This is a genomic window from Foetidibacter luteolus, from assembly GCF_009650435.1.
Classification (GTDB): domain Bacteria; phylum Bacteroidota; class Bacteroidia; order Chitinophagales; family Chitinophagaceae; genus Foetidibacter; species Foetidibacter luteolus.
Genome location: NZ_VVIP01000091.1, coordinates 68,329 through 94,941 on the forward strand (window position 1 = coordinate 68,329; position 26,613 = coordinate 94,941).

Annotated in this window: 23 protein-coding genes and 1 riboswitch; of the genes, 11 read left to right on the plus strand and 12 right to left on the minus strand. The window is 45.4% G+C overall.

Translation table 11 applies throughout. The features are described 5' to 3' along the window. Positions 1-59 precede the first annotated feature (59 nt). Positions 60-938: an AraC family transcriptional regulator gene (locus F0364_RS27220; protein ID WP_153800980.1), complete on the minus strand. Its 879-nt coding sequence runs from the start codon at positions 936-938 to the stop codon at positions 60-62. Positions 939-1,059: 121 nt separating this feature from the next. On the opposite strand from F0364_RS27220, the gene F0364_RS27225 reads away from it, so the two are divergent. The 6 genes from F0364_RS27225 to F0364_RS27250 all read left to right on the plus strand — a co-directional run bounded on the left by F0364_RS27225 (position 1,060) and on the right by F0364_RS27250 (position 10,613). Further along, complete coding sequence (locus F0364_RS27225) at positions 1,060-2,016, plus strand: dihydrodipicolinate synthase family protein (protein ID WP_153800981.1); 957 nt, start codon at positions 1,060-1,062, stop codon at positions 2,014-2,016. A gap of 10 nt (positions 2,017-2,026) precedes the next feature. Continuing rightward, the gene (locus tag F0364_RS27230) at positions 2,027-3,520 is read left to right on the plus strand and encodes an aldehyde dehydrogenase (NADP(+)) (protein ID WP_153800982.1); all 1,494 of its coding nucleotides are present in this window, start codon (positions 2,027-2,029) and stop codon (positions 3,518-3,520) included. A 296-nt stretch (positions 3,521-3,816) separates the two neighbouring features. Beyond that, positions 3,817-4,899, plus strand: coding sequence for a 4-hydroxyproline epimerase (locus F0364_RS27235; RefSeq protein WP_153800983.1), 1,083 nt, complete (start codon positions 3,817-3,819; stop codon positions 4,897-4,899). Between the two features lie 180 nt (positions 4,900-5,079). Further along, positions 5,080-6,522 (plus strand): APC family permease, encoded by a 1,443-nt coding sequence (locus F0364_RS27240; protein ID WP_153800984.1) that lies wholly within the window; start codon positions 5,080-5,082, stop codon positions 6,520-6,522. Positions 6,523-6,902: 380 nt separating this feature from the next. Continuing rightward, a complete protein-coding gene (locus tag F0364_RS27245; RefSeq protein ID WP_153800985.1) occupies positions 6,903-9,254 on the plus strand; it encodes a glycoside hydrolase family 127 protein in 2,352 nt (783 codons plus the stop codon). Positions 9,255-9,320: 66 nt separating this feature from the next. After that, positions 9,321-10,613, plus strand: a complete 1,293-nt coding sequence (locus F0364_RS27250) for an NAD(P)/FAD-dependent oxidoreductase (RefSeq protein ID WP_235921328.1) — start codon at positions 9,321-9,323, stop codon at positions 10,611-10,613. 17 nt (positions 10,614-10,630) lie between these two features. On the opposite strand, the gene F0364_RS27255 is transcribed toward F0364_RS27250, so the two are convergent. Both F0364_RS27255 and F0364_RS27260 read right to left on the minus strand, forming a co-directional pair. Then, positions 10,631-11,023 (minus strand): type II toxin-antitoxin system VapC family toxin, encoded by a 393-nt coding sequence (locus F0364_RS27255; protein WP_153800986.1) that lies wholly within the window; start codon positions 11,021-11,023, stop codon positions 10,631-10,633. Continuing rightward, entirely contained in the window at positions 11,010-11,237 is a 228-nt protein-coding gene (locus F0364_RS27260; RefSeq protein ID WP_153800987.1) for a hypothetical protein, read from the minus strand. Before F0364_RS27260 ends, F0364_RS27255 begins: the two co-directional genes overlap by 14 nt. Before the next feature lie 215 nt (positions 11,238-11,452). Between F0364_RS27260 and F0364_RS27265 the strand changes: the two genes are divergently transcribed. The 5 genes from F0364_RS27265 to F0364_RS27285 all read left to right on the plus strand — a co-directional run bounded on the left by F0364_RS27265 (position 11,453) and on the right by F0364_RS27285 (position 16,847). Then, positions 11,453-12,778: a DUF4270 family protein gene (locus F0364_RS27265; RefSeq protein ID WP_153800988.1), complete on the plus strand. Its 1,326-nt coding sequence runs from the start codon at positions 11,453-11,455 to the stop codon at positions 12,776-12,778. A gap of 5 nt (positions 12,779-12,783) precedes the next feature. Then, positions 12,784-14,040: a BamG family beta-barrel-assembly machinery protein gene (bamG, locus tag F0364_RS27270; protein ID WP_153800989.1), complete on the plus strand. Its 1,257-nt coding sequence runs from the start codon at positions 12,784-12,786 to the stop codon at positions 14,038-14,040. Positions 14,041-14,259: 219 nt separating this feature from the next. Next, entirely contained in the window at positions 14,260-15,390 is a 1,131-nt protein-coding gene (locus F0364_RS27275; RefSeq protein ID WP_153800990.1) for a histidine kinase, read from the plus strand. After that, positions 15,390-16,109 (plus strand): LytR/AlgR family response regulator transcription factor, encoded by a 720-nt coding sequence (locus F0364_RS27280; protein ID WP_153800991.1) that lies wholly within the window; start codon positions 15,390-15,392, stop codon positions 16,107-16,109. The genes F0364_RS27275 and F0364_RS27280 overlap by 1 nt, the downstream gene beginning before the upstream one ends. Before the next feature lie 354 nt (positions 16,110-16,463). Then, positions 16,464-16,847 (plus strand): LytR/AlgR family response regulator transcription factor, encoded by a 384-nt coding sequence (locus F0364_RS27285; RefSeq protein ID WP_153800992.1) that lies wholly within the window; start codon positions 16,464-16,466, stop codon positions 16,845-16,847. 147 nt (positions 16,848-16,994) lie between these two features. On the opposite strand, the gene F0364_RS27290 is transcribed toward F0364_RS27285, so the two are convergent. The 9 genes from F0364_RS27290 to F0364_RS27330 form a co-directional block, all read right to left on the minus strand. Next, positions 16,995-17,573, minus strand: coding sequence for a MarC family protein (locus F0364_RS27290; RefSeq protein WP_153800993.1), 579 nt, complete (start codon positions 17,571-17,573; stop codon positions 16,995-16,997). A 54-nt stretch (positions 17,574-17,627) separates the two neighbouring features. Then, positions 17,628-17,999 carry a hypothetical protein gene (locus F0364_RS27295; protein ID WP_153800994.1) on the minus strand — a complete coding sequence of 124 codons (372 nt, stop codon included), beginning with the start codon at positions 17,997-17,999 and terminating at the stop codon, positions 17,628-17,630. Between the two features lie 298 nt (positions 18,000-18,297). Continuing rightward, positions 18,298-18,900 carry an alpha-ribazole phosphatase gene (gene cobC, locus F0364_RS27300; RefSeq protein ID WP_207632907.1) on the minus strand — a complete coding sequence of 201 codons (603 nt, stop codon included), beginning with the start codon at positions 18,898-18,900 and terminating at the stop codon, positions 18,298-18,300. After that, positions 18,885-19,661: an adenosylcobinamide-GDP ribazoletransferase gene (locus tag F0364_RS27305; protein WP_153800996.1), complete on the minus strand. Its 777-nt coding sequence runs from the start codon at positions 19,659-19,661 to the stop codon at positions 18,885-18,887. The genes cobC and F0364_RS27305 overlap by 16 nt, the downstream gene beginning before the upstream one ends. Further along, a complete protein-coding gene (gene cobT / locus F0364_RS27310; protein ID WP_153800997.1) occupies positions 19,658-20,695 on the minus strand; it encodes a nicotinate-nucleotide--dimethylbenzimidazole phosphoribosyltransferase in 1,038 nt (345 codons plus the stop codon). The genes F0364_RS27305 and cobT overlap by 4 nt, the downstream gene beginning before the upstream one ends. Before the next feature lie 185 nt (positions 20,696-20,880). Continuing rightward, positions 20,881-21,597, minus strand: a complete 717-nt coding sequence (locus F0364_RS27315; RefSeq protein WP_153800998.1) for a Dph6-related ATP pyrophosphatase — start codon at positions 21,595-21,597, stop codon at positions 20,881-20,883. 205 nt (positions 21,598-21,802) lie between these two features. Continuing rightward, positions 21,803-24,172: a ribonucleoside-diphosphate reductase subunit alpha gene (locus tag F0364_RS27320; RefSeq protein ID WP_153800999.1), complete on the minus strand. Its 2,370-nt coding sequence runs from the start codon at positions 24,170-24,172 to the stop codon at positions 21,803-21,805. Between the two features lie 97 nt (positions 24,173-24,269). Then, positions 24,270-25,235 (minus strand): ribonucleoside-diphosphate reductase small subunit, encoded by a 966-nt coding sequence (locus tag F0364_RS27325; protein WP_153801000.1) that lies wholly within the window; start codon positions 25,233-25,235, stop codon positions 24,270-24,272. A 121-nt stretch (positions 25,236-25,356) separates the two neighbouring features. Next, positions 25,357-25,488: riboswitch (cobalamin riboswitch) on the minus strand. Positions 25,489-25,786: 298 nt separating this feature from the next. After that, complete coding sequence (locus F0364_RS27330; protein ID WP_153801001.1) at positions 25,787-26,602, minus strand: AraC family transcriptional regulator; 816 nt, start codon at positions 26,600-26,602, stop codon at positions 25,787-25,789. Between the last annotated feature and the right edge of the window lie 11 nt (positions 26,603-26,613).

The window sequence follows — 26,613 nt, forward strand, 5'->3', positions numbered from 1 at the left end:
TGCCTGTCATGGTTTAACATACTGCCAATGCCATGCGTACGAAACGGATTATTAATTGGTCAATCTACTTTTTGCGTGTACTCCCGCAAATATTCCCGAGGTGATTTGCGTAACACTTTTCTAAAAACCCTGTTGAACGTAACGGCATTGCTGAAGCCTGTATCGTAAGCTACCGAAGCTATGTTTTCAAAGTTACCATTCAGCATAATTTTGCAGGCCTCGCTTACCCGTATTTCGTTAAGGAAGGTAACATAGGTTTTACGTGTGTGCTTTTTAAAGTAGCGGCAAAAGGCATGTGGGGTAAGGTGCGCTATGGAGGCTATTTTTTTCAGGGAAATATTTTCGGTGTAGTGCTCCATGGTATATTGGTAAATATCGTTCATGCGCAGGCCTTCGGTATCGGTAATCTCTTTTTCGGTAGAGGCATTGGCCAGCGGCGCCAGCGCTTTAATGCCCGCAAAAAGTTGCATTAGCTCAATAAATGCCGCTACCCGCAGGCCATTTTTGCTGTCCCTTACTTTTAGCATGGCCTTGGCAACATCGTCGGCATATTCTTTGGGTATCTTGTAACCAGACGACATGGATAGCACAAACCGTTTAAGCGCCTTCATTTCAGGCAGTTCCAGTAACGGCATAAACCATCCATCCGGGTTAAAGAATACAGTAAGCGCTTCTACGGATTTTTTTCTGCGCTTGTCAAAATAAGATGGATCACTTTTTAGTATGTGGGATTGATTGGGCCCGAGAATGTAAATATCTCCCGTTTTAAATGGCTGCATATAATTACCTGCGATCAGCGTACCATCCCCTTTAATAATCCAGGTAATCTGTGCCTCGTTATGGCGGTGCAGGTGATTGTAAAAATGCGGCAGCTTTTCTTCCTGCACAACAATGGAATGCTCTTTGGCAACGGGAATAGTAAACTGAAGCACCTTCATATTAACTGATATTGCAGGTTTATTTTATTTTTCTTTTAAAGATAGCTAATATCGGTAAATAATTCAGCAAATGAGGTATTGCTTCTTTTAAGCAGGAAAAATACCTTTGAAAAAAAACTTTATGGGCCTACAATGGAAAGGAGTGTTTCCCGCTCTTACAACAAATCTTACCAAAACAGAACAACTGGATATAGAAGGGTTTAAAAACAATGTTACCGCGCAGGTAGAAGCTGGTGTGGACGGCATTGTACTGGGCGGCAGCCTTGGTGAAGCCAGCGTGCTTACACTGGAAGAAAAAGAAACACTTGTTAGAACGGCGGTTGAACTGGTTGATGGTAAAGTGCCCGTAATTATAAATATAGCTGAAAGCGCCACCAGTGAAGCCGTTAAACTGGCAAAACTGGCATTAGACTGGGGTGCAGAAGGATTAATGCTTTTACCCCCGATGCGCTACAAAGCGGATGACAGGGAAACGGTTCATTTTTTTAAAACCGTTGCCAATGCTACCAGCCTGCCTATAATGTTGTACAACAACCCGGTTGATTACAAGATAGAAATAACACTGGAGATGTTTGAGGAACTGGCTGAATGCAACAACATACAGGCCGTAAAAGAATCTACCAGGGACGTAACAAATGTTACCCGCATGATTAACCGTTTTGGCGACAGGTACAAAATTCTTTGCGGCGTAGATACCATTGCCGTTGAAGAGTTGTTACTAGGTGCAGACGGATGGGTAGCAGGCCTGGTTTGCGCCTTCCCCAAAGAAACGGTAGCCATATACCGGCTGGTAAAAGCTGGCCGTATCCAGGAAGCTGTTGCCATTTACCGTTGGTTTATGCCTTTGCTGGAGCTGGATATACATCCTAAGCTTGTTCAATACATTAAGCTGGCCGGTGCCCGTGCGGGTGTTGGTTCAGAATATGTAAGGGCGCCACGCTTAACCATTGCAGGCGCTGAAAGAGATCGTGTGCTGAAGATTATTGATACCGCCCTGGCCAACAGGCCGGAACTGCCGGACTACCTGTCAATTGAGCTGGATAAGCCAAAGAGCAAAGTTGCCGTACCTTCGTTTTAAAAGCTTACCAATGACAAACACAATTACAGCTCCGGAAATTTCTACAGATATCAAGACGGTAATGCAGCAATCTGCTAAAGCGTTTGATGAATACAAACGGTTACCTGGTTCTGCAAAGGCATCTTTTTTGGAAGAGATTGCCGCGCAGATAGAATTAAAACGTGAACAGCTTGTTGCCATAGCCAACCAGGAATCTAACCTGCCCCTGGCCAGGCTTAACGGAGAGCTTACGCGTACCACCAACCAGTTAAAGTTATTTGCAGAAGTTATAAGAGAAGGCAGTTGGGTTGAAGCAGCCATAGACGAAGCCGATGGTACAAGAACACCAGCCAGGCCGGATATACGTAAAATGCTGGTAGCGCTGGGCCCTGTTGTGGTATTTGGCGCAAGCAATTTTCCATTTGCGTTTTCCACCGCCGGTGGCGATACAGCCAGCGCCCTGGCCGCCGGTTGCAGCGTGGTTATTAAAGCACATCCTGCGCATGCGCAAACTTCGTTGCTGGTTTATGAGGCTATTCAAAAAGCCATTGCCGCAAGCGGTGTTCCCGAACATACGGTACAGCATGTGGAAGGAAAAAGCAACGAAACAGGCAAAGCATTGGTGCAACACCCTGCTACGGCCGGTGTTGGTTTTACTGGTTCTTTCGCGGGGGGCAAAGCATTGCAGGCTTATAGCAACGAAAGAGAAAAACCGGTACCGGTTTTTGCAGAAATGAGCAGCATTAACCCGGTAGTATTTTATCCCGCGGCTTTACAAAGCAATGCGGCCGCACTGGCCCAGCAATACGCGGGTTCCATCACTTTAGGCATGGGGCAGTTTTGTACCAACCCGGGCTTATTATTGGCTGTAAAAGGCCAGGCGCTGGATAACTTCTTGGCGTTGCTGTCAACGGAAATTAAAAAAGTAACGCCGCAAAAAATGCTGCACAGCGGCATTTGCCAGGCTTACAACAAAGGCTTGCACGAAATGCTGGAAGAAAAAGGCATAGATGTGTTGGCGCAAAGCGAACAAAAGCCTGAAGGATTGGAAGCCTACCCCACACTGGCCAAAGTAAGCGCTGCCACTTTTCTGGATATCCCGCATTTTAAGGAAGAGTTGTTTGGCCCTTTTTCGCTCGTTATTGAATGCAGCGATATGGATGAGCTGAAACAAGTACTCCTTTCCCTGCACGGGCAGTTAACTACTACAGCCATGGCAACGCAGGATGATTTGTCATCTTATGCAGATGTGCTTGAGTTGCAAAAAACTTTAGCCGGAAGGATTATCATCAACGCGGCGCCAACCGGTGTGGAAGTTTGCGCAGCCATGGTGCATGGCGGGCCATACCCGGCCACTACCGATGCCAGGTTTACTTCCGTTGGTACTTCCGCCATCAAACGCTGGGCTAGGCCCTTGTGCTTCCAGGGTTTTCCTGATGCATTGCTTCCACCCGAACTGCAGCAGGCCAATCCATTAGGTATCGTAAGAATTTTCAACAATAAATATGTTGCCCCTGCTAAATAACGGGCAACCATGTGTGTGTTTATTAAACATCACACGTTGTTAGTGCAGCATTTTTTTTATGGGCCCGGCAGGACGAACTTCTATGAGGCTTCGTTGCGTCGCACTCTTGTACGTTCAGAACATTACTCATCCTTTTCCCTTCTCCTTTAGGAGAAGGTACCCGAAGGGCGGATGAGGCTTATTCAGCAATTGCCTTAGTAGCCTGCCCTGAGCAAAACGAAGGGCCTGGTACTTTATTGAGCAGGCAGTGTAAACAGGTATTCATTTGCCTTATATCATGGTTCAGTTAATATCGTATGACAATAAATACCAGTGTATCATCTCTTAAGAATAAAGTAACAGGTATCGTTACCGGGGAGTTTAGCCCTCCTTCAGCAGGTAAGGGTTTGTTCTTTTGTGTAGATGCCCATACCTGTGGTAACCCTGTAAGATTAGTTGCCGCAGGCGGGCCTGAACTGCATGGCAGTAACATGAGCGAGAAGCGCCAGCATTTTTTAAAGGAGTACGACTGGATACGAAAGGGCCTTATGTTCGAGCCCCGGGGCCATGATATGATGAGTGGCAGCATACTGTATAAACCGCACAACGAAGCCAACGATGTGGCTGTACTTTTTATTGAAACCAGCGGCTGCCTGCCTATGTGCGGTCATGGTACTATCGGCACCATTACCATCGCTATAGAAGAAGGCCTGGTTGTGCCAAAAACACCGGGCATCGTCCGTATGGAGGCGCCCGCCGGTCTTGTAATGATTGAGTACAAACAGGAAGGTGATAAGGTTAAAAGTGTTAAGCTTACCAATGTGCCGGCTTACCTGGCCGCTGCAGAGTTAACTGTAGATTGCCCGGAGCTTGGCGAACTGGTGGTTGACGTTTCTTATGGTGGTAATTTTTATGCCATTGTTGATGTACAGAAAAATTTCAAAGGGCTGGAGCATTACTCAGCGGATAAACTAATTACCTGGGCAAGGGAAATGCGCAAACGCATCAACGAAAAGTACCAGTTTGTACACCCTGAAAACCCAACCATCAACGGCTGTTCACATATACTCTGGACAGGCGCTGTTCTTGACCCCGCATCCACTGCCCGGAATGCTGTGTTTTACGGTGACAAAGCTATAGACCGCAGCCCCTGCGGTACAGGTACCTCAGCACGTATGGCACAGTGGTATGCCAAGGGCAAATTGAAGAAGGGAGACGAGTTTATACACGAGAGTATTATAGGTTCAAAATTTATAGGGCGGATAGAAGAAGAAACAACGGTGGACGGAAAGCCATCCATAAGGCCAAGTGTTGAAGGATGGGCCAGGATTTATGGGTACAATACCATCTCCATTAATCCCGCTGATGACCCCTATGCGTATGGGTTCCAGGTGATATAGTGAGTGGTGAGTGGTGAGTGGTGAGTGGTGAGTGGTGAGTGGTGAGTGGTGAGTGGTGAGTAAAAATAACAGATAAAGTTAGCAGTAAAGCAGGAAGGGCAAACGCCGGTACCTGAAAATTGATTATTGAATGCTATATCTCATAGCTCGTAACTCAAAACTAACAGCTTAAACACCCCCATGTCAAATAACAGCAACACATTTAAACAATCACTCGGCCTGCTGGATGGCACTATGCTGGTGGCCGGCGCTATGATTGGTTCCGGAATTTTTATTGTAAGCGCCGATATTACACGTAACGTTGGCTCTGCCGGCTGGCTGCTGTTGATATGGGTATTAACAGGCGCTATAACGCTAACCGCGGCATTGAGTTATGGCGAACTAAGCGGCATGTACCCTAAGGCTGGCGGTCAATATGTTTATCTGCGGGAGGCTTACAACCCGCTTACAGGTTTTTTATATGGCTGGAGCTTTTTCTCCGTTATACAAACAGGTTCCATAGCTGCGGTGGGTGTAGCTTTTTCCAAGTTTGCGGCATACATTTTCCCCTCACTGAGCGAAACGAATATTCTTGCGGATGTTGGCTTTATTAAAATATCTGCTGCACAAATTGTGTCTATTGTAATGATAGTTGTGCTTACCTACATTAATACACTTGGTGTTAAGGAAGGCAAAATGATACAAACAACGTTTACCATTACCAAAATTGCAACGCTGGTTGGTTTGGTGGTGCTGGGCCTTTTGTTTGGCGCTGATAAAAATGTATGGCAGGCCAACTGGGCCAATGCTTTTTCCATGAAAAATTTGTCAGCGGGTGGTGGCGTAACCGGTTACATGGGCTTAGCGGCTATAGGCGCTATTGCCGGCAGCATGGTGGGCAGTTTATTTAGCAGCGATTCCTGGAACAACGTAACCTTTATTGCCGGCGAAATAAAAAACCCCAAACGCAATATTGGTTTAAGCCTGTTGCTGGGCACCCTGATTGTTACAATCATTTATGTAACCGTTAACCTGGTGTACATAGCCGTACTGCCGCTTAACGAGATAGCTTTTGCCGCCAACGACAGGGTAGCTGTAGCAGCAAGCCATAACATTTTTGGCAACAGCGGCACCTATGTAATAGCTGTTATGATTATGATATCCACCTTTGGCTGCAACAACGGGTTAATACTTGCCGGCGCAAGGGTTTATTACACCATGGCCAAGGATGGTTTATTCTTTAAGCAGGCTGGCGAGCTTAACAAAAACGCTGTTCCTGCAAAAGCCTTGTGGATGCAATGCCTGTGGGCATCAGTATTGTGCCTCAGCGGCCGTTATGGAGATCTGCTGGATTATGTAATATTCGTAGTGCTTATTTTTTACATACTTACCATCATCGGCATATTCAGGCTGCGCAAAACACAGCCTGCAATTGCAAGGCCATACAAAGCTTTCGGTTATCCTGTATTGCCGGCATTGTATGTGCTCCTGGCTTCCATTATATGCGTTGCATTGTTTGTGTATAAGCCTAAGTATACATGGCCGGGCCTGGGTATTGTATTGCTGGGCATACCACTATATTTTATGGCAAGAAAATCGGCTGATCCGGGGTTTAAAACTGATTTGGCTGATGTTGCTGATTAATGTTTTGTATATTTTTTTATGGACCCGGCATTTGTATTTCATGGTCCCGAAACTTCGGGATTGCGTCGCACAGCGTGTACGTCCGGATTAATATGGCAGCAATTGCGATTCGTAGAACATTGTTCCTTAGTACTGATGTTAAATCGCGGCGACGATAGAATAAACATCTGAAGGGTCTACACTTCATATAGCGGGATAAGCAAAACTGTTAAGAGCGCCGTAGGTGCGATATGTTTAATACCCGCTTAAATGCCGCCCAATGATGCAGGCGATGAAGTGATTGCGACGCAACAGGCGATGCTATAAAAATATGTCGTTGGTATCTATAACATAAACGGTAACGTACGGAATATCATTCATTAATTAAACATAGTGAAGGCATGAAAATTTTTTTTTGCAGTAGTGTGTTAATCGCGGCAATATGTTTACAGGCATCGGCGCAATCATATCTTCCTGAAAGGAATGACAGCCGCTTTAAGGTAAAACCTGTAGTACAGTTAAAAACGTATGGCTTTAGCCTGAAGGATGTAAAGCTGCTGCCCGGCAGCGCATTGCACCATGCTATGCAAAAAGATTCAGCCTACCTGGTTAGTCTTGATGTAAACAGGCTGCTGCACCGCTTTTACAGGAATGCAGGATTGCCCACCAAAGGAGATGTATATGGAGGCTGGGAGAGCGAGGGGCTTTCGGGCCACACGCTGGGGCATTACTTATCGGCCATTAGCATGATGTATGTGTCAACAGGTAATGTGGAATTTAAAGAACGGGTCAATTATATTGTTGAGGAGCTGGCCCGCTGCCAGGCTGCACGAAAAACAGGTTATGTAGGCGCCATACCCAACGAAGACAGTATTTTTTACAAAGTATCCATAGGGCAGATAAAAACAGGCGGCTTTGATTTGAATGGTGGCTGGAGCCCCTGGTACACCGTGCATAAAGTAATGGCCGGGTTGGTAGATGCTTACCTGTATTGTGGTAATACCAAAGCAATGGATGTGGTAACGGGCATGGCCGACTGGACCGGCGATGTTCTGAAGAACCTTAATGAAGAACAACTGCAAAAAATGCTGCGTTGCGAGTATGGCGGCATGAACGATGTGCTGGCCAGCATTTATTCTATAACAGGCAATAAAAAATACCTGGATTTATCCTATAAATTCTACGATGATTTTGTGATGAAACCCTTGTCGCAAAAGATTGACCCTATGCCAGGCAAACACAGCAATACCAATGTGCCCAAGGCCATCGGAAGCGCTTACCAGTACGATTTAACCGGCAGGGAAAGCGATAAAACAATCGCTACTTTTTTCTGGCAAACCATGGTGTACCACCACAGCTATGTAATTGGGGGCAACAGCAACTATGAATACTGTGGCGAAGCAGATAAGCTGAATGACAGGCTTAGCGACAATACCTGCGAGACTTGCAATACATATAACATGCTTAAGCTAACCCGTCACCTGTTTAGCTGGCAACCCACCAGCGAGTTGGGCGATTATTATGAACGTGCGTTATATAATCACATACTTGCATCGCAAAACCCTGAAGATGGCATGATGTGTTATTTTGTTCCGCTGCGCATGGGTACTAAAAAAGAGTTCAGCAAACCCTTTAATACTTTTACCTGTTGTGTGGGCAGCGGCATGGAAAACCACAGTAAATACAGCGAAGGCATTTATTACCAGGGTGCTGATGGCAGCTTGTATGTAAACCTGTTTGTCCCATCTCAGTTAAACTGGAAAGAAAATAATGTTGTTATTACACAGCAAACAGCTTTTCCGGAGGCGGATGACATCAATTTCACTGTTGAGGGTAAACCGGGCAGCTTTGTACTGCGTGTACGCAAGCCTTACTGGGCCAACAATACAGCGGTATTGGTAAATGGTAAACCGGTGAATGCAGAAACAGATGCTGATGGCTTTATTGTTATTAATCGTAAGTGGAAAAACAACGATAAGGTAAAACTTACCCTCGCTAAAACATTACATACCCAAAGCATGCCAGACAATGCAAACCGCATTGCGGTAATGTACGGCCCGCTGGTATTGGCTGGGGTACTTGGCGATACTATGCCTGACCCTGTGTTTGGTACACCTGTACTGTTAACTGATAACAAAAATGTAAGCGACTGGATTAAACCATCAGGAGATGCGCCGCTTAGCTTTGAAATGAAGAACGTGGGTAAACCTTACGATGTTAAGCTGGTACCCTTTTATAAAATGTACAACAAGTACTACAGTGTATATTGGGATTACTTTACTAATGCAGACTGGAGTGCAAGGCAGGCAGAATACGAAGCGGATAAAAAGCGGCAGAAAGAAATAGCTGAACGTACCATTGATGTATTCCGTATCGGCGAAATGCAGCCGGAGCGTGACCATAACCTAACCGCAAGCGAAAAAAGTTATGTCAGCGATGCCATTGGTGTTAACGGCAGGGAAGTGCGTGCCGGCGGTTTCTTTTCTTTTGAGATGAAAGTTGACCCATCTTTACAAAACAATTTGCTGCTAACCTATATAGGCGATGATAAAGACCGCAAATTTGATATTCTTGTTAACGGTGTAAAAATTGCCACCGAAGAATTAACCGGCGGCAAAACCGGTAAATTTTACGATAAAGAATACAGTATTCCCAAAGAGGTTATTGGCGATAAAACAGGTATTACAGTGCGTATAGAATCCAATTACCAAAAAACAGCGGGGCGTGTGTTTGGCGTTAGGGTAATAAGGTAACGGCCATGTCCCTTACCCACAATCGCCCACATTAAACATTGAACAAAAAACATTGAACAGTTAAAAATGAAAGTGAGTTTTATGTATAACCAGGCCGGGGCATCAGGTTCTTCAGCAGGGCGTGCCGTGGTTATTGGCGGCGGCATTATAGGTTTAAGTTCAGCTTATTACCTGCGGCAGAGCGGCTGGCAGGTTACCGTGTTAGACAAAAGTGATTTTAACGACAACTGTTCCTACGGTAATGCAGGCTATGTTTGTCCAAGCCACTTTATACCATTGGCCACACCGGGTATAGTAAAGCAGGGGTTAAAGTGGATGCTGAATTCAAAGAGCCCTTTTTACGTACAGCCAAGGCTTAACAAAGCGCTTATTGACTGGGGGCTTAAGTTTATGAAAAGCGCTACGCCGCAACATGTGCAGCAATCAGCAAAACCTTTAACGGATATAGCCCTGTTAAGCCAGCATGAATATGAACGGTGGGCAAAAGATTTCGATTTTTCTTATGAGCATAAAGGCCTGCTGGATATTTTTCAAACAGAACCAAACAGGGAACATGCTAAACATACTGTAGAAAAGGCGCATGAACTTGGCCTGGATGCGGAACTGCTCTCTTATGATGAAATGCAGGCACTGGAACCTCACACCAAAATAAATGGATTGGGCGCCATCTTTTTTAAATGTGATGCACACCTGTACCCCTATAAGCTGATGCATGGGCTGATGGATAAGCTAAAAGCTTCAGGCGTTCAGTTGCAGCCCAATGAAGAAGTGACCAGGTTTGAAAAAGCCAATGGTAAAGTAAACCGTGTCATCACAAAAAGCGGGGCTTACGATGCTGATCATGTAGTAATAGCCACAGGCTCCTGGAGCCGCGAAATTGCCGCCCTGGCCGATACAAAAATTCCTTTGATGCCGGGAAGGGGTTATTCGCTAACGCTGGAAAATTCGCCATACAAGCTTAATTATCCGGCTATATTGGTAGAGGGCCGCGCAGCCATTACGCCCATGGACGGCAACAAGATTCGTTTTGGGGGTACCATGGAAGTTACCAGCACCAATACCCCGCCACGTATGAACCGCATAGAAGGTTTGCTGAATGCGGTTAAAAGGTTTTTTCCCGAGTTTGACATACCTATGCCAACCGTGGATAAGATTTGGTACGGCTACAGGCCATGCTCCGCAGACGGTATCCCTTACATTGGAAAGATAAAAAAGTATAAGAATGTAGTGGTTGCTACGGGGCATTCCATGCTGGGTTTAAGCCTTGGGCCCGGCACCGGCAAGCTGGTAAGCGAAGCGGTAAACGGTCAACCGGCAAGCATTGACATGAAAGCATTTGAGGTGGAAAGGTTTGGATGAGCTATGCCGGTTTTTTCTTACCAGGTTTCTATACTGATTTTGTCAATCTCATTAAAATGCACATCTCTTGTTACAAGCGTAAGGCTGTGCTCGTAAGCTATTGCGGCAATCCATACATCATTCGTGGGTATGGGCTTGCCTTTTTTGTATAAACGTGCAATCATCTCACCATAAATATTGGCCGTTTGCCCATTTACGTTTAATACAGTGCCAAGCGCCAGAAAATTAGTGAGCATTTTTAAATGCTTGGTTTTATTAGTAACTCTATTAACGCCAATGTAGAGTTCCCCAAGAACAATTACGGGAATGTAAAAAGTTGGCAGTTTGTCCAGCCTGTCGGCAATTGCTTTATCCCCGTCAAATATTTCAATGATTATATTGCTGTCCAACAGGTAATTATTTCCAGTCATTTTCATTAATGGTTTCGCAGGTATCTTCAATCGCTTTTCGCATTTGGGCAGCTTCCTTTTTTGTAACTACACCTACAAAGTCGTATATGCCATTCTTTTTTCCCCTGGTTTTCTTTGCCTTCTTCAAAACGCTTTCCAGTGCGTTCAGGGTAGATTCATCCTCCACTTTTAGCACCTCCTCTATAAGGTGAATTTTTCTGGACTCTATGTACATGGGCAAATGTTTTTGTATTGCAATTTAACTTTTATAAAGCAGAGTTTACTTAAAGCATTTGGTGTTCTGTTCTTAAAAAGCAATGGAAATCCTTTCACAGCCAAAAAACACACGCTAAAAGATGTTAACTGCGCATTAATCTATACTAACAATTCACTAACAGCGGGCAGGGATAATATTGCCCGGCATTCATCTTTTCTTACATAATATTTTACATGACTAAACCGGTGCACACCGTTGTTTTTGCAATGCTGGTATTGTTTATTACCCTTACGGCATGTGAGAAAACAAACATTTCTTTTGGTGAACAGTTTATTGATAACGATTATACAAAAATTGTTAAGACAGATACATTTGCCGTAAATGTATCTACGGTTTATATAGATTCGTTTGCTACCAGCGCCAGCGGTACAGGATTGGCAGGTGTTTACAGGGATAATTTGTTCGGCCTGGTAAAAGCTTCCTCCTTCATGCTGCTCGCACCGCCGGCGGATGAAGACATTTACAGCAATACCATTTACGATTCAACCAGGCTGGTAATAAAGCTGAAACGTACCTGGTACGGCGATACGCTTAAGCCTGTTCACCTGGCTGTTTACCGCGTTACGGATGAAATAGCTTTTCCCTCCGGCGCCACCCAGTTTTACAATACCACTTCCTTTGCTACGGGTTCAACGCCTATTGGTGAAAAAGTACTTTACCTGCGCCCAACAGGTATAGATTCTACTATATCCATTAACATATCTGATGTGCTGGGGCAGGAGTGGTTAACCATGTTGCAAAACAGGAGCGATGATATACGGGTGGCAGAAAATTTCCAACGCTATTTCAAAGGTATTTCCATTGCAGCTACAGGCGATGACGGTGTTGTGTTCGGTTTTCAGGACAGCGCTCACATAGATCTTCATTACAGCAAAAAAGACCTGGTGAAGCAGGATAAAGTGGCCAGCTTCACACTCAGCAACAACAGCAAACAGTTCAACCACATCAGTGTTGACAGAACCGGTACAGTGTTACAGTCCATTGGTTCGTCCAATAAAGAAATAAGTTCATCCTTAACTGGCAATGCAGCCTATATGCAGTATATAACCGGTACCCGCATAAAATTTACCATACCCAATTTGCAGCAGTTGTTAAATGCACCCGGGTACGTAAAAATCTATGCGGCTTCGTTGCTTATTACGCCTGTAAGCGGCACGTTCAATAATGTTTACAGCCTGCCAGATACACTGCGCCTCACCCAAACCGACAGAACAAATGTGGCCGGCGCAGATTTAACATCCGCTGCAACAGCACAAACCCAAACAGGTAATTTGTATATAGACGACCTGTATGGAAAAGATACCCGCTACACGTACGATGTTACCAGCTATCTGCAGTCAAAAATAACCGCCAGCGATTACAGTTACATGAATTATGGCTTTTTTCTGCAGCCTTTTTCCGGTAAGGATTACACTACATTCAACAGGTTGGTGGTGGGCAGCCAGCAACAAAAAACAGACAGGGTTCAACTGGTTATCTATTACATATCTATTCAATAACAATCATGCATTTGTATAAAAATACCATAGCGCTGTTTGCTGTTTTTGTAACAGGTGCATCCTATGCGCAAAACAATGTGTCACCCTATTCCATAGCCGGTATTGGGGATATAGAATCCGGCTGGTTCGACCGCTCTGCCGGTATGGCCAATACCGGTGTTAGTCTTTCTTCCCCCAGGTATATATACCAGGCAAACCCTGCCTCTCTTTCAAAACTGGACGATTATTTTTTTTCGTTCGAGTTAAGCGGCAGGTACCAATACACCCGTTATACGGGTAAACCTGTAGGTACAGGTACATCCACTTACGCAGATGACATGCAGATTAAGCGGCTGGCGCTTGGGCTTAAAGTAAAAAAATGGTGGGGTATCGGCATCGGTCTAACGCCGTTCAGTACCAGCAATTATTCTTTTTACTCCAAAAAAGACATACAGGGCTCTGGCGATAAAGTAGATGCTTATTACGAAGGCAGCGGTGGCATTAACCAGGTGTATATCACGAACGCTTTCAGGCTAAACAAAAATTTTTCAGTGGGCGTTCAGTCAAGTGTATTGTTTGGCTCTTTGCAGCAAACAGAAACGCTGGATTATAACAGCAGTTCCGCCATTGCTTCAACAAGAGATATTTATGTTAGCAAAATGTATTTTAAAGGCGGCATACAGTACCAGGCAGACATTACCAAAAAAGTTGCGCTTGCGCTGGGCTTAACGGCCTCTAACAAAACCACATTGCCAGCCGAGTATACGCTTACCGTAAAAGAAGGAAGCACCACTATTGTTGACAATAAATCAATTAAAGACAGCTACTTTAGTTTGCCCGTTATTTACACGGCAGGGGCGGCGCTTATTTTTAATAAACAGTTTACCGTTAGTGCAGACTACCAACAACAAAACTGGAACAGTGTTAACTACAGCGGTTTAAACTATACGCTTGTAAACAGTAACCGCGTAAGCGGGGGTGTTGAATATGCTAAAAAAATATCTTATGCCAACCGTCTTATTGAAAGGTGGTACCTTCAGGCAGGTGGTTTTTACAGCAATTCTTACCTGCAGATAAAAGGCGAGCAGTTAAACGACAGGGGCTTCACCGTAGGCGCCGGTTTTAGTACATTGCGCAGCCAGTTGGCGTTGCAGGCCAACCTGCAGATAGGCCAGCGTGGCACAACCAATTCCGGCCTTATCAAAGAAAATTATACACAGGTAGGGTTCTCCGTATTCTACCGCGACTTCTGGTTGCCAAGAAAATTAAAACGGTACGATTAGCAGCATAGGGCCAGGAATTTTTGGTGACGGGCTTTGGTATTTCATGGCATCGGCTGTTGTGTCACTCTCTTGTACGTCCCGTGTTTCATGGCGGCTTTTCAGACCCGGATAGATAAAACGCTGCCCGGCGCTTTCTTATTTTGCAGATGATTTTTCCTGCTTCATCTACACATTCTCCGCAAGCTTCCTTAGGCGTTTTTTACTTGCTACCTTGCGTGCATGAAATTGTTTCAGCACAAGTGGTTTGTGGTATTTGTTCATGTAGCAATATGGGTAGTTTACCTGTATTCACCTTACTTTTTCCGTCCCTCCGTTTCAGATATGCAAAAGCCCGGTAATGTAAGGCTATGGCCGCATGGGCAAGGCAATGGCCAGCCAGGTGGGCGCTCTTTCAGGTATAATCCCGGCGGGCCGGATGCCAGGCTGGATAACGAGCGCCGGGTGCAGTTTAACAGGTTTAACTTAGCGCTTGATGCTGTTTGGGTGGCGCTCTTCTATCTTAATGCTTTCTTTCTGATGCCCAGGCTGGTTTTCCGCAAAAAATACTTCTCTTATGTGGCTGCGCTGGCTGCTGTAATTGGCCTGCTGGTAGCTTTGCATTACCTTATTTTTCACGATGTAGGGTTTCGTTTTCCCAATGGCAGGGGTGGCCCTCCGTTTCCCTTTGTATTTTTCAAATTTGTCACCATACTTGTTTGCAGTGCCTCTTATAAAATTATCACCGATAAAATAAAGGAAGACCAGCGGCAGCAGGAAAAAGAGAACGAAAACCTTAAAACGGAGTTATCCCTGCTGCGCTCACAGGTAAGCCCGCATTTCATGTTTAATGTGTTAAACAGCATGGTATCTATGGCGCGGCTTAAGAATGATAACCTGGAGCCATCGCTCATCAAGCTGTCATCGTTGATGCGTTATATGTTGTACGATGCAGAGGAGGATAAGGTAACACTGCAAACCGAGATAGAATACCTGGAAAGCTATATTGACCTGCAAAAGCAACGCTTTGATGACAGTGTGGAAGTAAATGTTACTGTTGATGTAGATAACATGAACCACCAGATTGAGCCCATGCTGCTGATACCGTTTGTAGAAAATGCTTTTAAGCACGGCACAGGCATGATTGAAGCCGCCGCCATAAACATTAAGCTTACAGTAAAAGGCGGACAGCTCGAATTTTTGGTAAGCAACAAATTTAACCCACGCATTAAAGAAGTTAAAGACAGGGTTTCCGGTATAGGGCTAAACAATGTAAAGCGCAGGCTTAACCTGTTATATGCCAAAAACCACCAACTTAACATTACTGAAGAGAACGATAACTTTATAGTGCACTTACAAGTAAAACTTTCCTGATGCTGAACTGTATAGCGATAGATGACGAAAAGCTTTCGCTCGACCTGCTGGCCGATAACATTAGTAAAGTGCCCTACCTGAAGCTGGTGGCCAGGTGCCGCAATGCTGTGGAGGCCATGGCCATGATGGAGCAGGAAAAAATTGACCTGCTGTTCCTGGATATACAGATGCCAGGGCTTACAGGCCTGCAGTTTGCCGAAAGCATGACCAACAGGCCCATGATTATTTTTATTACGGCTTACGAAAAATACGCCCTGGATGGTTTTAACCTGGATGTGGTGGATTACCTGCTTAAACCCGTATCGCTGGAGCGGTTTATAAAAGCATGTAACAAAGCCCGTGAGCTGCACCAGTTGCGCAGTATGGCGCCACAGCCGGCAGCTATACAGGCAACCGCATTTACAGACCATGTGTTTGTACCGGTTGAGTATAGCCAGGTAAAAGTTAACCTTACTGACATACGCTATATTGAAGGTTTAAAGGATTACATTAAAATTCACCTGGGTACCGGGGCAAGACCCGTTATTACCAGGATGAGCCTTAAAAACATAGAGGAGAAGCTGCCGCCGCAAAAATTTGTACGCATCCACAAGTCGTATATAGTAGCCATCGCTCATATTACGTCGGTAAGAAAATCCAGTGTTACACTGCAATCTCTGGAGCTGCCTGTAAGCGAATTGTATAAACCCAACATAATAGCGCTTACCGGCAGTGTATAACCCGGGTGTTAGGTGTGGGATGGGATTGTACGATGTTGATGAAGCGGATGTAAAATTCTACAAGGTGGGCAAGCTGCGTAGCGGATACAAAGTACAAGAGTGCGACGCAAGTAAAGCCTCATAGCGGCACTTCTGCCGGGTTCATAAATTCTTCCTGTATTCCGCCCTGTCTTGTTTAAAATACCTGTAAACAAACTCGCTGCAACATTGGCTGCTTGGTCGCATCATTTGGCCGGTTCACAGCATTTGTACTTCTTTCTGTGGCGGGTTCCGGTAGTTTTACTTCACAATCAGCAAGCCGCCGCCGCATTAACTTTTACCACGGCAACAGCGCTAACTTAAAACTGTATAATAATGATAGCCCCTAATTATTTTATTGATGTTGCAGAAGTGCCTTTGCCTGCAATGGACAGCCGCAAAAATTTTATACTTATTAAAAGTGAATACAAGCTGGTAAAAGCATGGCTGGACGATATCATTTTTATTTCAGCTATGAAGGATTATACGCAGGTATACATTAATGGCCGTAATGCCCCAATTACCACCTTGCAAAACCTGAAAGATTTTGAAGTAAAGCTGCCACAGCATGAATTTATACGGGTGCACCGCTCGTTTATGATTTCGCTGCAGCATATAGACTGTATAGCAAGAAACGAAGTGCTGATTGGCAAACACAACATTCCCATAGGCGATGCTTACAGGGAGGAGCTAAAGAAAAAAATTGCACCGTATTTATAGCAGGGGCCAGTGGGAGGGCAGAAAATGGTTAGCGGGTTTTACCACTGCTGTTACTGTTAACCACTTGCCAGCCATATTACATCTTTGAGCATTGCAGCTCAATTACGTTAAATAAGGGTGAGGGGGGATAGTCTTATTCCCCCAATTTTATTTTCCAAACTCGCTAAGGTTGCTGGCAAATATTTTAACCGCGATGGCCAGCAGTATTACGCCAAAAAATTTTCTAATAGCGGTAAGGCCTGCTTTACCCAGTACACGCTCAATCCATTTAAGAGATTTTAGTACGGCAAAAACAATAATAAGGTTAAGGAGAATGCCGGCCAGTATGTATGTTTCTTCGTAATTGGCTTTTAAAGATATAATGGTGGTAAGTGTACCGCTGCCCGCTATGATGGGGAAGGCTATAGGCACAACAGTGCCGCTTTTGGCATCGGCATCGCCCTTGAATATTTCGTGGCCCAGCACCATTTCAAGGCCAAGTAAAAAGATAACTATAGAACCGCCGATGGCGAATGATTTTACATCAAGGTCAAGTATGCTTAAAAAGTTTTCGCCAACCAGCAAAAACAAAATCATTAAACCGCCGGAAATAAGGGTGGCTGGTAGTGCTCTTATGCCACCCATTTTTTCCTTAAGCGAAATAAGCAGGGGAATGGAGCCGACAATGTCAATTACCGCGAATAATGTAAACGTGATGGTAATAAGATTGTCAACATTAAAGCCCATAACAACGCAGATTGTTATGCAACTTAAATGTTTTTTATGAGAGTTGCAGAAAGGTTAAGAGAGGGTTGTCCAGGTTTCATAAATTTTCATCAGGAAGCGAAATTCCTGCAGGGCATTATAGCCTTTTTCAAAATCATCCCAGCAGCTAATATTGCCCTGGTAGCCGGCCATTTCAAAATACAGCATGCTCACGTTTTGAGAAGCGTCAATTTTGCTAAAGGTTAATATCTGGCAATGCTCAATGTCAAACATCTTTTCATTGTCGTTAACAAGCAAAATCATCTTCTGGTAAAAATCGTTGCAGTAGGCAAGCCTGTATTTTTGCGGATAGCGGCTTACAAGCAGAAGGGCGTATTTTCTTACATCGTTCCAGGGATAAATGTAAGATTCCGTTTGGCAGGGGTTGGTAATGATAACGTCACGCATAGGTAAATATTGGACTTTGAAATATTGGATTTACACGTTAAAGTTAACCAGCCTCCGGCAGGTTTTTCTTTAAAAGGCGGTTAACCGCGTTTAAAAAAGGCTTAGTAGAAATTAAAAGAAGGGATGATGCGGCCCGGGATTTGGGGCTTTCACCGGCATACTATTGCCCAACTTTGGTACCGGCTATCCATTGCAACTCCGCCACAAAGCCCGCTGCACAAGGCCTCAGCGGGGTTTCCATTCCTATCCGGCAGCCATTCAGCAGCAGGAACAAAGCCCGGCAGCCCACCCACGGGGCTTACTTTTCCGGCCTGTGTGTTTCCGCGTCGGCAGGCGCAACATTGTACAGATGTTCAAATTTCCAGCCTTGCTGCCAGGGTTTTAACCGTATAACGCAACCATAGTGAATGCTGAAGCGGTTGAAAGAATCTTTCAGTTCAACACCGCTTATGTGGGAAAGAATGCTTCTTAATACACCGCCATGCGCAACAATAGCGGCTTTTGTTTTATGGTAGCTGATGTCTTCAAAATGCCGCACTACCCTTTGCTGCAGTTGCACATAATTCTCCCCGCCGGGAAAAGGGTTGTTCACAAAATCATTCATCCACTTTGTTGAAATGTCCTCAGGAATATCCGCCCAGCTTTTCATTTCCCAATGGCCGCAGTTTATTTCCATAAGGCCGGGCAGTAGCTGTACTGTGTGAAATGGAAACAGCTTTGCAGCCAGTTTGGCGCAGCGTTGCAGGGGGCTGCTGAAAACCATTTCAATATCTGGGGGAATGTGTTTACTAATGGCGGCAGCTTCTTCTTCAAAAGAAGCGGTAACATCTATATCGGTTTGCCCGTAACAAACACCACGTTCAACCGCCGGTTGGGTATGCCTGATTAAATAAATTTCCATATCAATAAACAGCCAATATAAAAGAATATCTCTGTTACCTGTTGCGTGGCGCCCAGGCAATCGCCTGTATAGCCGCCAATCCATTTATGAAAATACCAGCCGAGGTATAACCTTGCCGGAATCACTAAAAGTATAGCCAGCAAAAAGGTATAAGGCAAAAATATAAAAGGCAGTGCCGCACCTGCGCAGGCAATGGTTAGTTCCGCGGCGGTAAGCTTCCTGGTGGTTACTGGTTTGGATTTGCTGGTATCCATATCTGCCACATAGCTGTACTGGTGCATCATGGTTAGCCCGGCAAGGCGGCTTATACCATGGGCTGCGATGATGATGACCAGAAAACGGTTAAGGCTGCCAGGCATAGCAACCAATTCAAGCAGCAGTAAAAACTTAACTGACAGTATGCAGATAAGCCCAACTACGCCATAAGTGCCCAGGCGGCTGTCTTTCATAATCAGCAGTATTTTTTCTTTGGTCCACCCACCACCAAAGGCGTCACATACATCGGCAAAGCCATCTTCATGAAAAGCACCGGTGGTAAGTATGCTTACTGCCATAGAAAAAGCAAGGGCCAAAGCAGGGGAAAATATATGCTGTAACAGCCAATAGGCTGTAGCGGCAATAACGCCTACCAGCAGGCCCACCCAGGTAAAATAACGGGCTGATTTCTGCAGCATGCTATCGCTGTGGTTGATGATGGGCGGCACGGGTATCCTTGTAAGAAACATAAGTGCTGTTAAAAAATAGTGCAGTTGCTTTTTCATGTTGCAGCGGTAGAAACGTTGGCGCTTTCAAAGCTCGCCATTTCATTTAAAAAATTTACAGCGCTTTGTATCAGTGGTATGGCCAGGGCTGCGCCTGTGCCTTCGCCCAGGCGCATGCCCAGGTTAAGCAAAGGCCTGGCGTTCAGGTAGCCAAGCATTTGTTCATGGCCTTTTTCTCCGCTGGTATGTGCGTAAATGCAGTTGTTTGCAACACCAGGCTTTACAATGCCCGCTACCAGCAGCGCCGCTGTGGAGATAAAGCCATCCACCACAGTTATCATCCTTTCTTCCGCTGCCTGTATATAAGCGCCCACCATCATGGCAATCTCAAAGCCGCCAACTTTAGAAAGTAGTTCAACCGGGTGCTGCGACAACTTATCAAGCTGGTGCAAACGGAATACCTGTTGCAGCGTTTGCAGTTTTACTTTTAGTTGTTCATCGTTGGCGCCGGTTCCCCTGCCTGTGCAATCATCCAGCGGAATTGCTGTAACAGCGCTCATTAGTAATGATGCTGAAGAGGTATTGCCTATGCCCATTTCGCCAAAGCCAATGCAGTTGCATTGTTCAGCAGCAAGCTGCCGCACGATGGATTTACCGGTTTCAATTGCTTTGTTTACCTGTGGTATCGTCATAGCAGCCTCCTGCAGGTAATTATTGGTGCCCTGTGCAATTTTTGCATCAACAAACCGGGGGGCTTTTGCTGTACGGCTGCCGAAGTTATAGTTAACACCGGCATCAACAACGGTTAAGCCAATTTGGTTTTGCCTGCAAAACACATTGATAGCCGCGCCGCCACTTAAAAAGTTAAGCACCATTTGCGCTGTTACTGCCTGCGGGTAAGGATTTACCAAACCCGTTAACGCAATGCCGTGGTCAGCAGCAAAAACAACAACCTGCGGGTTAGCAATAACGGGTGTTATGGTTTGCTGTATTAAGCCAGCCTGCAGAGCGATATCTTCCAGCCGGCCCAACGCACCCAGCGGTTTTGTTTTATTGTTGATGATGTGTTGCAGTTGCTGCTGAAGGTTGTTCATGTTTGTTTGTTCTGTGTTTAATGTGTCATGCTTAAGGGTTGCGATTGCGTTGTGAATATTCGGACATAGCAAGAAACGAATGTCGGGTTGAGCTTGCCGAAACCGTTTTTGTCCGTTGCTTTTGACGTATCCGCCTTGGATAGGCCCAGGCTGACATGCTTAATTAAACAACATTGATTCACTATTCACGCCAGCAGGTCGCAAAAATAAAAACCATATTCCTTTTCGGCGCCGCCTGCATCGTCATCATTTTTAGGGGCGGCATATTTCCGGTAAACAGTTTCTCCTTTTGTAAACGGTATAGCGTTGCTGTAAATAGGCCCGTCAAAACAATAGGTATGAAATTCGCCATTCTCCCCACACGGGTCAACGTTTACGGGCAAATCATCCAGGAATGATTCATCAATGATTCTGCCGCAAAAGCTTTTGTCGAGGTATTGTTCATTTACGCAAACAATGATGGTCTTAAAGCCTAGGGAAAGAAATTCTTTCAGCAGCGCTGTTGTATCTGTTTTCCATAAAGGGAATACGCATTCAATACCTGCTGCCTTCAATTTACTTTCGCGGTATAGTTTAAGGTCTTCCAGGAAAATATCTCCAAACAGGGCATGGGTACATCCGGCCAGGTTCAGTTCTGCAACCTTTTGCTGCATGGCTTCTTCGTATTGGGCCATGCCGGGCTGTTCCGGCAGTTCTATGGTTTGTAAAGGAATGTTTAACGCCGCTGATTGTGCCTCTAACAATTGCCGCCTTACGCCGTGCATGGATATGCGGTTATGCGCCGCATTAACGCTGGTAAGCAGGCAGCGGATATTGTATTGCTTTGATTGCAAAGCTTTGTACAGGCAAAGAGCCGAATCTTTACCGCCGCTCCAGTTTATGTAGGATGTATGTTGCTGCATATTGTATTAACCAGGATTTTTGTGATTTAAATGATTAACCTGATTGAATGTGACCTGTTGCAGATTTACAATCCTGCCGCACATTGCTGAGTAATGAGCCAACCGTACAAGTGAGTGACACAACAGAAGCCTCATAGCAGTAATCCTGCCGGGTACATACATAAAAAAACCAATAAGGCCCTGAGGCCTTATTGGTTAAAATAGTTTATGCACTGCAGGCTTCGCAACTGCCGTCAATGGAGCAGGACGGGCCGGCTGAGGCTTCGTCTTCCGCTATTGCCTGCTGGTTTGTAACAGGTTGTACCTGCGCCGTTGCCTGTTTTTCTACGGTAAACTGTACGGCTTGCGCCGCGGCCTGTGTGCGCAGGTAATACATGCCGGTTTTAAGGCCCTTTTTCCAGGCGTAAAAGTGCATGCTGGTAAGTTTACTTTTGGTGGGCTGCTGTACAAACAGGTTTAGCGACTGGCTTTGGCAAATGTATGCGCCGCGGTCTGCCGCCATATCAATTAACGTGCGTTGCTTTATTTCCCAAACGGTTTTGTAAATGTCTTTTATTTCCTGCGGTATTTCGTCAATGCCTTGCACAGAGCCGTTGGCTGCAATGATTTTGTTTTTCATGCCGTCGTTCCATAGGCCCGCATTTACCAGGTCTTTCAACAGGTATTTATTTACCACGACGAACTCGCCGGAAAGCACACGGCGCACATATATGTTGGAAGTATAAGGTTCAAAACATTCGTTGTTGCCGAGTATCTGCGAGGTGGAAGCTGTAGGCATGGGCGCTATCAGCAACGAGTTGCGAACGCCATGCTGTTTGATTTCGTTTTGCAGTGCCGTCCAGTTCCAACGATTGCCGGGCACAACCCCCCAAAAATCAAACTGGAAAATGCCTTTTGACAATGGCGAACCCTGGTAAGTGCTATAAGCCCCTTCTTCTTTGGCTATGTCTTTTGAAGCCGTTAATGCTGCATAGTACATGGTTTCTGCAATATCAGTATTCAACTGCCTTGCAGCATCACTGTCAAATGGCATGCGCAGCAAAATAAACGCGTCTGCCAGACCCTGCACGCCAAGGCCGATGGGCCGGTGCCGCAGGTTACTGTTCCTGGCTTCTTCAACAGGGTAATAGTTACGGTCTATGATCCTGTTAAGGTTAACGGTTGCCTGGTAGGTTACGTCGAAGAGCTTCTGATGATCAAAGCTGTTATCGATAACAAACCGCGGCAAGGCAATGGAAGCAAGGTTACATACGGCTACTTCATCGGGAGCGCAGTATTCAACAATTTCTGTACACAGGTTGCTGTTTTTAATAGTGCCCAGGTTTTGCTGGTTGCTTTTGCGGTTGCAGGCATCTTTATACAGCATGTAGGGCGTACCGGTTTCTATCTGCGCATCAAGAATGGCAAACCAAAGGTCCTGCGCTTTTACGGTTCTTCTTGCTTTGCCTTCTTTTTCGTACTTAGCATAAAGCTCTTCAAAAGCCTGTCCCCAGCTATCTGCCAGGCCGGGCGCCTCATGGGGGCAGAACAGGCTCCAGTCCTCGTTGGCTTCCACACGCTGCATAAACAGGTCGCTTATCCACAGGGCGTAGAATAAATCCCTTGCACGCAGCTCTTCTTTGCCATGGTTTTTCTTTAACTCAAGAAACTCAAAAATATCAGCATGCCAGGGCTCCAGGTAAATAGCAAAAGCTCCCTTGCGCTTGCCGCCACCCTGGTCAACATAGCGTGCCGTATCATTAAACACACGCAGCATAGGTATAATGCCGTTGCTTGTTCCGTTGGTGCCGCTTATATAAGAGCCTGTAGCCCTTATGTTATGTATGCTTAAGCCAATACCACCCGCCGATTGCGATATACGTGCCGTTTGTTTGAGCGTATCGTAAATACCTTCAATACTGTCATCCTTCATGGTAAGCAAAAAGCAGGATGACATTTGCGGCTTGGGCGTACCGGCATTAAACAGGGTAGGCGTGGCATGGGTAAACCAGCGTTCTGAAAGCAGGTTGTAGGTTTTGATGACCTGCTCCATATCATCCAGGTGAATGCCAACCGCCACACGCATGTACATGTGCTGGGGCCGCTCTGCAATTTTTCCGTTAAGCTTAAGAAGGTAAGAACGCTCCAGCGTTTTAAAGCCGAAATAATCAAAAGCAAAGTCACGGTCGTAAATGATGGTAGAATCCAGCAGGTCCGCATGCTGTTTAACAACGTTATATACTTTTTCATCAATCAGTGCGGCGTTAAGCCCGGTAGAAGGTTCTTTGTACTGATAAAGTTTTTCGATGGTGGCAGAGAATGATTTGGTAGTATTCTTGTGCAGGTTGCTAACGGCAATGCGGGATGCCAGCAGGCTGTAATCAGGATGTATGGTACTCATAGAAGCGGAGGTTTCCGCGGCCAGGTTATCCAGCTCTGTAGTGGTAACGCCATCGTACAGCCCTTCAATTACTTTCATGGCAACTTTAACAGGCTCTACCAGTTTGTTAAGCCCATAGCACAGCTTCTGTATGCGTGCTGTTATCTTATCAAATTTTACGGATTCTTTGCGTCCGTTTCTTTTTATTACATGCATGGTGGTGAGTTGTGAATGGTGAGTGGTGAATGGTGAGTGGTGAATGGTGAGTTGTGAATAAAACGATAGTAACAAACAGCCTTATTCACCATTCACTTTAAAAATCTTCCTCTGTAGAAAAAACCTCTTCTTCCTTCCTGCTGGTTACGCCGGCTTTCTGGTAATCGCCAACGCGTTTTTCAAAGAAGTTGGTTTTGCCCTGCAGGGATATCATCTCCATAAAATCGAATGGATTACTGCTGTTGAACAGTTTGGTATAACCAAGCGAGGTTAGCCACCTGTCTGCTACAAATTCAATGTATTGTTTCATCAGGTCAGCATTCATACCAATAAGCTTTACAGGCAGCGCTTCTGTAATAAATTCCTTTTCAATTTGCACCGCATCGCCAATAATGCCGTGTACCTGCTGCTCGGTTAATTTGGTTTGCAGCATGCTGTACAGCAGGCAGGCAAATTCGCAGTGCAGGCCTTCATCCCTGGATATAAGCTCGTTGCTGAAGCTAAGCCCGGGCATAAGCCCTCTTTTCTTTAACCAGAAAACAGAACAGAAACTGCCGCTGAAAAAAATGCCTTCCACTGCCGCGAAAGCCACCAGCCTTTCTGCAAAGCTGCCATTGCTTATCCAGCGCAGTGCCCATTCCGCTTTTTGCTTTACGCAATCAACCGTTTCGATAGCGTTGAACAACCTTGCTTTTTCCGCCGGGTCTTTAATATAAGTATCAATCAGCAGGGCATAGGTTTCAGAGTGTATGTTTTCCATCATAATCTGGAAGCCATAAAAGCACCTTGCTTCCGGCAATTGTACTTCGCTCATGAAGTTAACAGCAAGGTTTTCATTCACAATGCCATCGCTTGCGGCAAAGAATGCCAGCACATGTTTAATAAAATGCTGTTCCCCTTCATTCATGTTTTCCCAGTCTTTCTGGTCTTGCGAAAGGTCAATTTCTTCCGCCGTCCAAAAGCTGGCTTCATGCTTTTTGTACATCTCCCAAACCTGCGGGTATTTAATGGGTAGCAGTACAAAGCGTTCTTTGTTTTCTTTCAATAAAATTTCCTGTTGCATGCCGGTTAATTTTTTGAAGTAAAAAAATTATAACCTGGCAGAGAAGAGAAGGCGTAACTGCATTACACTGCAGCAAGAAGTGCATTACTCAAACCCTGACAGCTTATAGAGCGTAAGCTTATCAAATACTTGCAGCAAGGCAGATTTTCTGGCTTATCCTTATGCAGAATTTACAGTTGCGCCACAGCCCGGGATTTGCACCCGGTTCCCTTTTAATTCCGAAAACTCGGAAACCTTATTGCGTCTGCAATCTTAAGACAGAATTGAGCGGGCCAAAAAATAACTTGTTAACAGGTGTGAAAAGAATAGGCAAAAGGCAGGTGCAAGTAGTAAAATAAGCTAGCTTCCCCCACTCGCTATTTTGCCTTCCCCACTTGCTTTCTCATGATACCAGCGACAGTTTTTTATAGCATCGCCTGTTGCGTCGCAATCACTTTATCGTTCGGTTTTTCATGGCATCTTTTCAGACCCGGGTAGAAAGCGAGAGCATCCCTCAAAGCTCATAGCTCAGGGCCCGCAGCTCATAACTCATAGCCCGCGCCTCAAAGCCCTTAATCCGCGGCCTCGTCTTTGTATTCATGGCCTTCAAAATTGCCGGAGAAGTATTGTTTGGGGTGATAGCCGGAGAATTGTTTAAAGTCGTGTATAAAGTGCGATTGGTCGTAATAACCGCAGTCGTAAGCGATACCGGTTAAAGACGTGCCCGGCAGTTTGGGATATTTTGCCAGCGCTTTTTCAAACCGGGCAAGACGGTTGAAAAATTTGGGGCTAAAGCCTGCAAAGTCATTGAACCTGCGCTCCAGTTGCCGTGCCGATAAGTTGAACTGCCCGCTTAGTTCATTAACGGTTATAAACTCGTTAGTATGTACAATATACTTAATGGCCTCAATTACCGGGTGCTGCTCAGCGGGTGGGTTAACCAGCTTTTTTTCCAGGAAGCCGCAGAGTATTTGCAGCCGCTGGCTGTTGTTATTGGCCAGCATCATTTGCTCCTCCAACATACGGCCTTTGCTGCCCAGCAAATTAGCCAGGCCAATCATACAATTGCTGGTGGCCGCTGCGGATTGGCCAAACAGCCTGGGAACCGCGAAGGGATAAATAAATGCGCCAAAAATGCCAAAGCTTTCCATTGTAGTAAACCTTCTGTAACTGCTGCTTTGCGCATGAAACAAGGCTGGGCTTTTATCCGCGGCACTGCCGTCGGCAGGTTCAAAAGCGCCTTTGTAATGAAATACAAGTTCAGGGCAGCCGCAGGCCATAGTGCGGTGTGTATAGCTATCGCCATTGCCCACCTCCAATTCCAGCGCCCAGAAATACCTTACATAAGGTTGCAATATTTGCGGCGGTGCAAAGGTTTGGTAGATCATAACAACAGCTT

Coding starts and splice junctions, on each gene's coding strand:
- F0364_RS27220 (WP_153800980.1), bottom strand. CDS start 938: ATGAAGGTGCTTCAGTTTACTATTCCCGTTGCCAAAGAGCATTCCATT.
- F0364_RS27225 (WP_153800981.1), top strand. CDS start 1,060: ATGGGCCTACAATGGAAAGGAGTGTTTCCCGCTCTTACAACAAATCTT.
- F0364_RS27230 (WP_153800982.1), top strand. CDS start 2,027: ATGACAAACACAATTACAGCTCCGGAAATTTCTACAGATATCAAGACG.
- F0364_RS27235 (WP_153800983.1), top strand. CDS start 3,817: ATGACAATAAATACCAGTGTATCATCTCTTAAGAATAAAGTAACAGGT.
- F0364_RS27240 (WP_153800984.1), top strand. CDS start 5,080: ATGTCAAATAACAGCAACACATTTAAACAATCACTCGGCCTGCTGGAT.
- F0364_RS27245 (WP_153800985.1), top strand. CDS start 6,903: ATGAAAATTTTTTTTTGCAGTAGTGTGTTAATCGCGGCAATATGTTTA.
- F0364_RS27250 (WP_235921328.1), top strand. CDS start 9,321: ATGAAAGTGAGTTTTATGTATAACCAGGCCGGGGCATCAGGTTCTTCA.
- F0364_RS27255 (WP_153800986.1), bottom strand. CDS start 11,023: ATGACTGGAAATAATTACCTGTTGGACAGCAATATAATCATTGAAATA.
- F0364_RS27260 (WP_153800987.1), bottom strand. CDS start 11,237: ATGTACATAGAGTCCAGAAAAATTCACCTTATAGAGGAGGTGCTAAAA.
- F0364_RS27265 (WP_153800988.1), top strand. CDS start 11,453: ATGACTAAACCGGTGCACACCGTTGTTTTTGCAATGCTGGTATTGTTT.
- bamG (WP_153800989.1), top strand. CDS start 12,784: ATGCATTTGTATAAAAATACCATAGCGCTGTTTGCTGTTTTTGTAACA.
- F0364_RS27275 (WP_153800990.1), top strand. CDS start 14,260: ATGAAATTGTTTCAGCACAAGTGGTTTGTGGTATTTGTTCATGTAGCA.
- F0364_RS27280 (WP_153800991.1), top strand. CDS start 15,390: ATGCTGAACTGTATAGCGATAGATGACGAAAAGCTTTCGCTCGACCTG.
- F0364_RS27285 (WP_153800992.1), top strand. CDS start 16,464: ATGATAGCCCCTAATTATTTTATTGATGTTGCAGAAGTGCCTTTGCCT.
- F0364_RS27290 (WP_153800993.1), bottom strand. CDS start 17,573: ATGGGCTTTAATGTTGACAATCTTATTACCATCACGTTTACATTATTC.
- F0364_RS27295 (WP_153800994.1), bottom strand. CDS start 17,999: ATGCGTGACGTTATCATTACCAACCCCTGCCAAACGGAATCTTACATT.
- cobC (WP_207632907.1), bottom strand. CDS start 18,900: ATGGAAATTTATTTAATCAGGCATACCCAACCGGCGGTTGAACGTGGT.
- F0364_RS27305 (WP_153800996.1), bottom strand. CDS start 19,661: ATGAAAAAGCAACTGCACTATTTTTTAACAGCACTTATGTTTCTTACA.
- cobT (WP_153800997.1), bottom strand. CDS start 20,695: ATGAACAACCTTCAGCAGCAACTGCAACACATCATCAACAATAAAACA.
- F0364_RS27315 (WP_153800998.1), bottom strand. CDS start 21,597: ATGCAGCAACATACATCCTACATAAACTGGAGCGGCGGTAAAGATTCG.
- F0364_RS27320 (WP_153800999.1), bottom strand. CDS start 24,172: ATGCATGTAATAAAAAGAAACGGACGCAAAGAATCCGTAAAATTTGAT.
- F0364_RS27325 (WP_153801000.1), bottom strand. CDS start 25,235: ATGCAACAGGAAATTTTATTGAAAGAAAACAAAGAACGCTTTGTACTG.
- F0364_RS27330 (WP_153801001.1), bottom strand. CDS start 26,602: ATGATCTACCAAACCTTTGCACCGCCGCAAATATTGCAACCTTATGTA.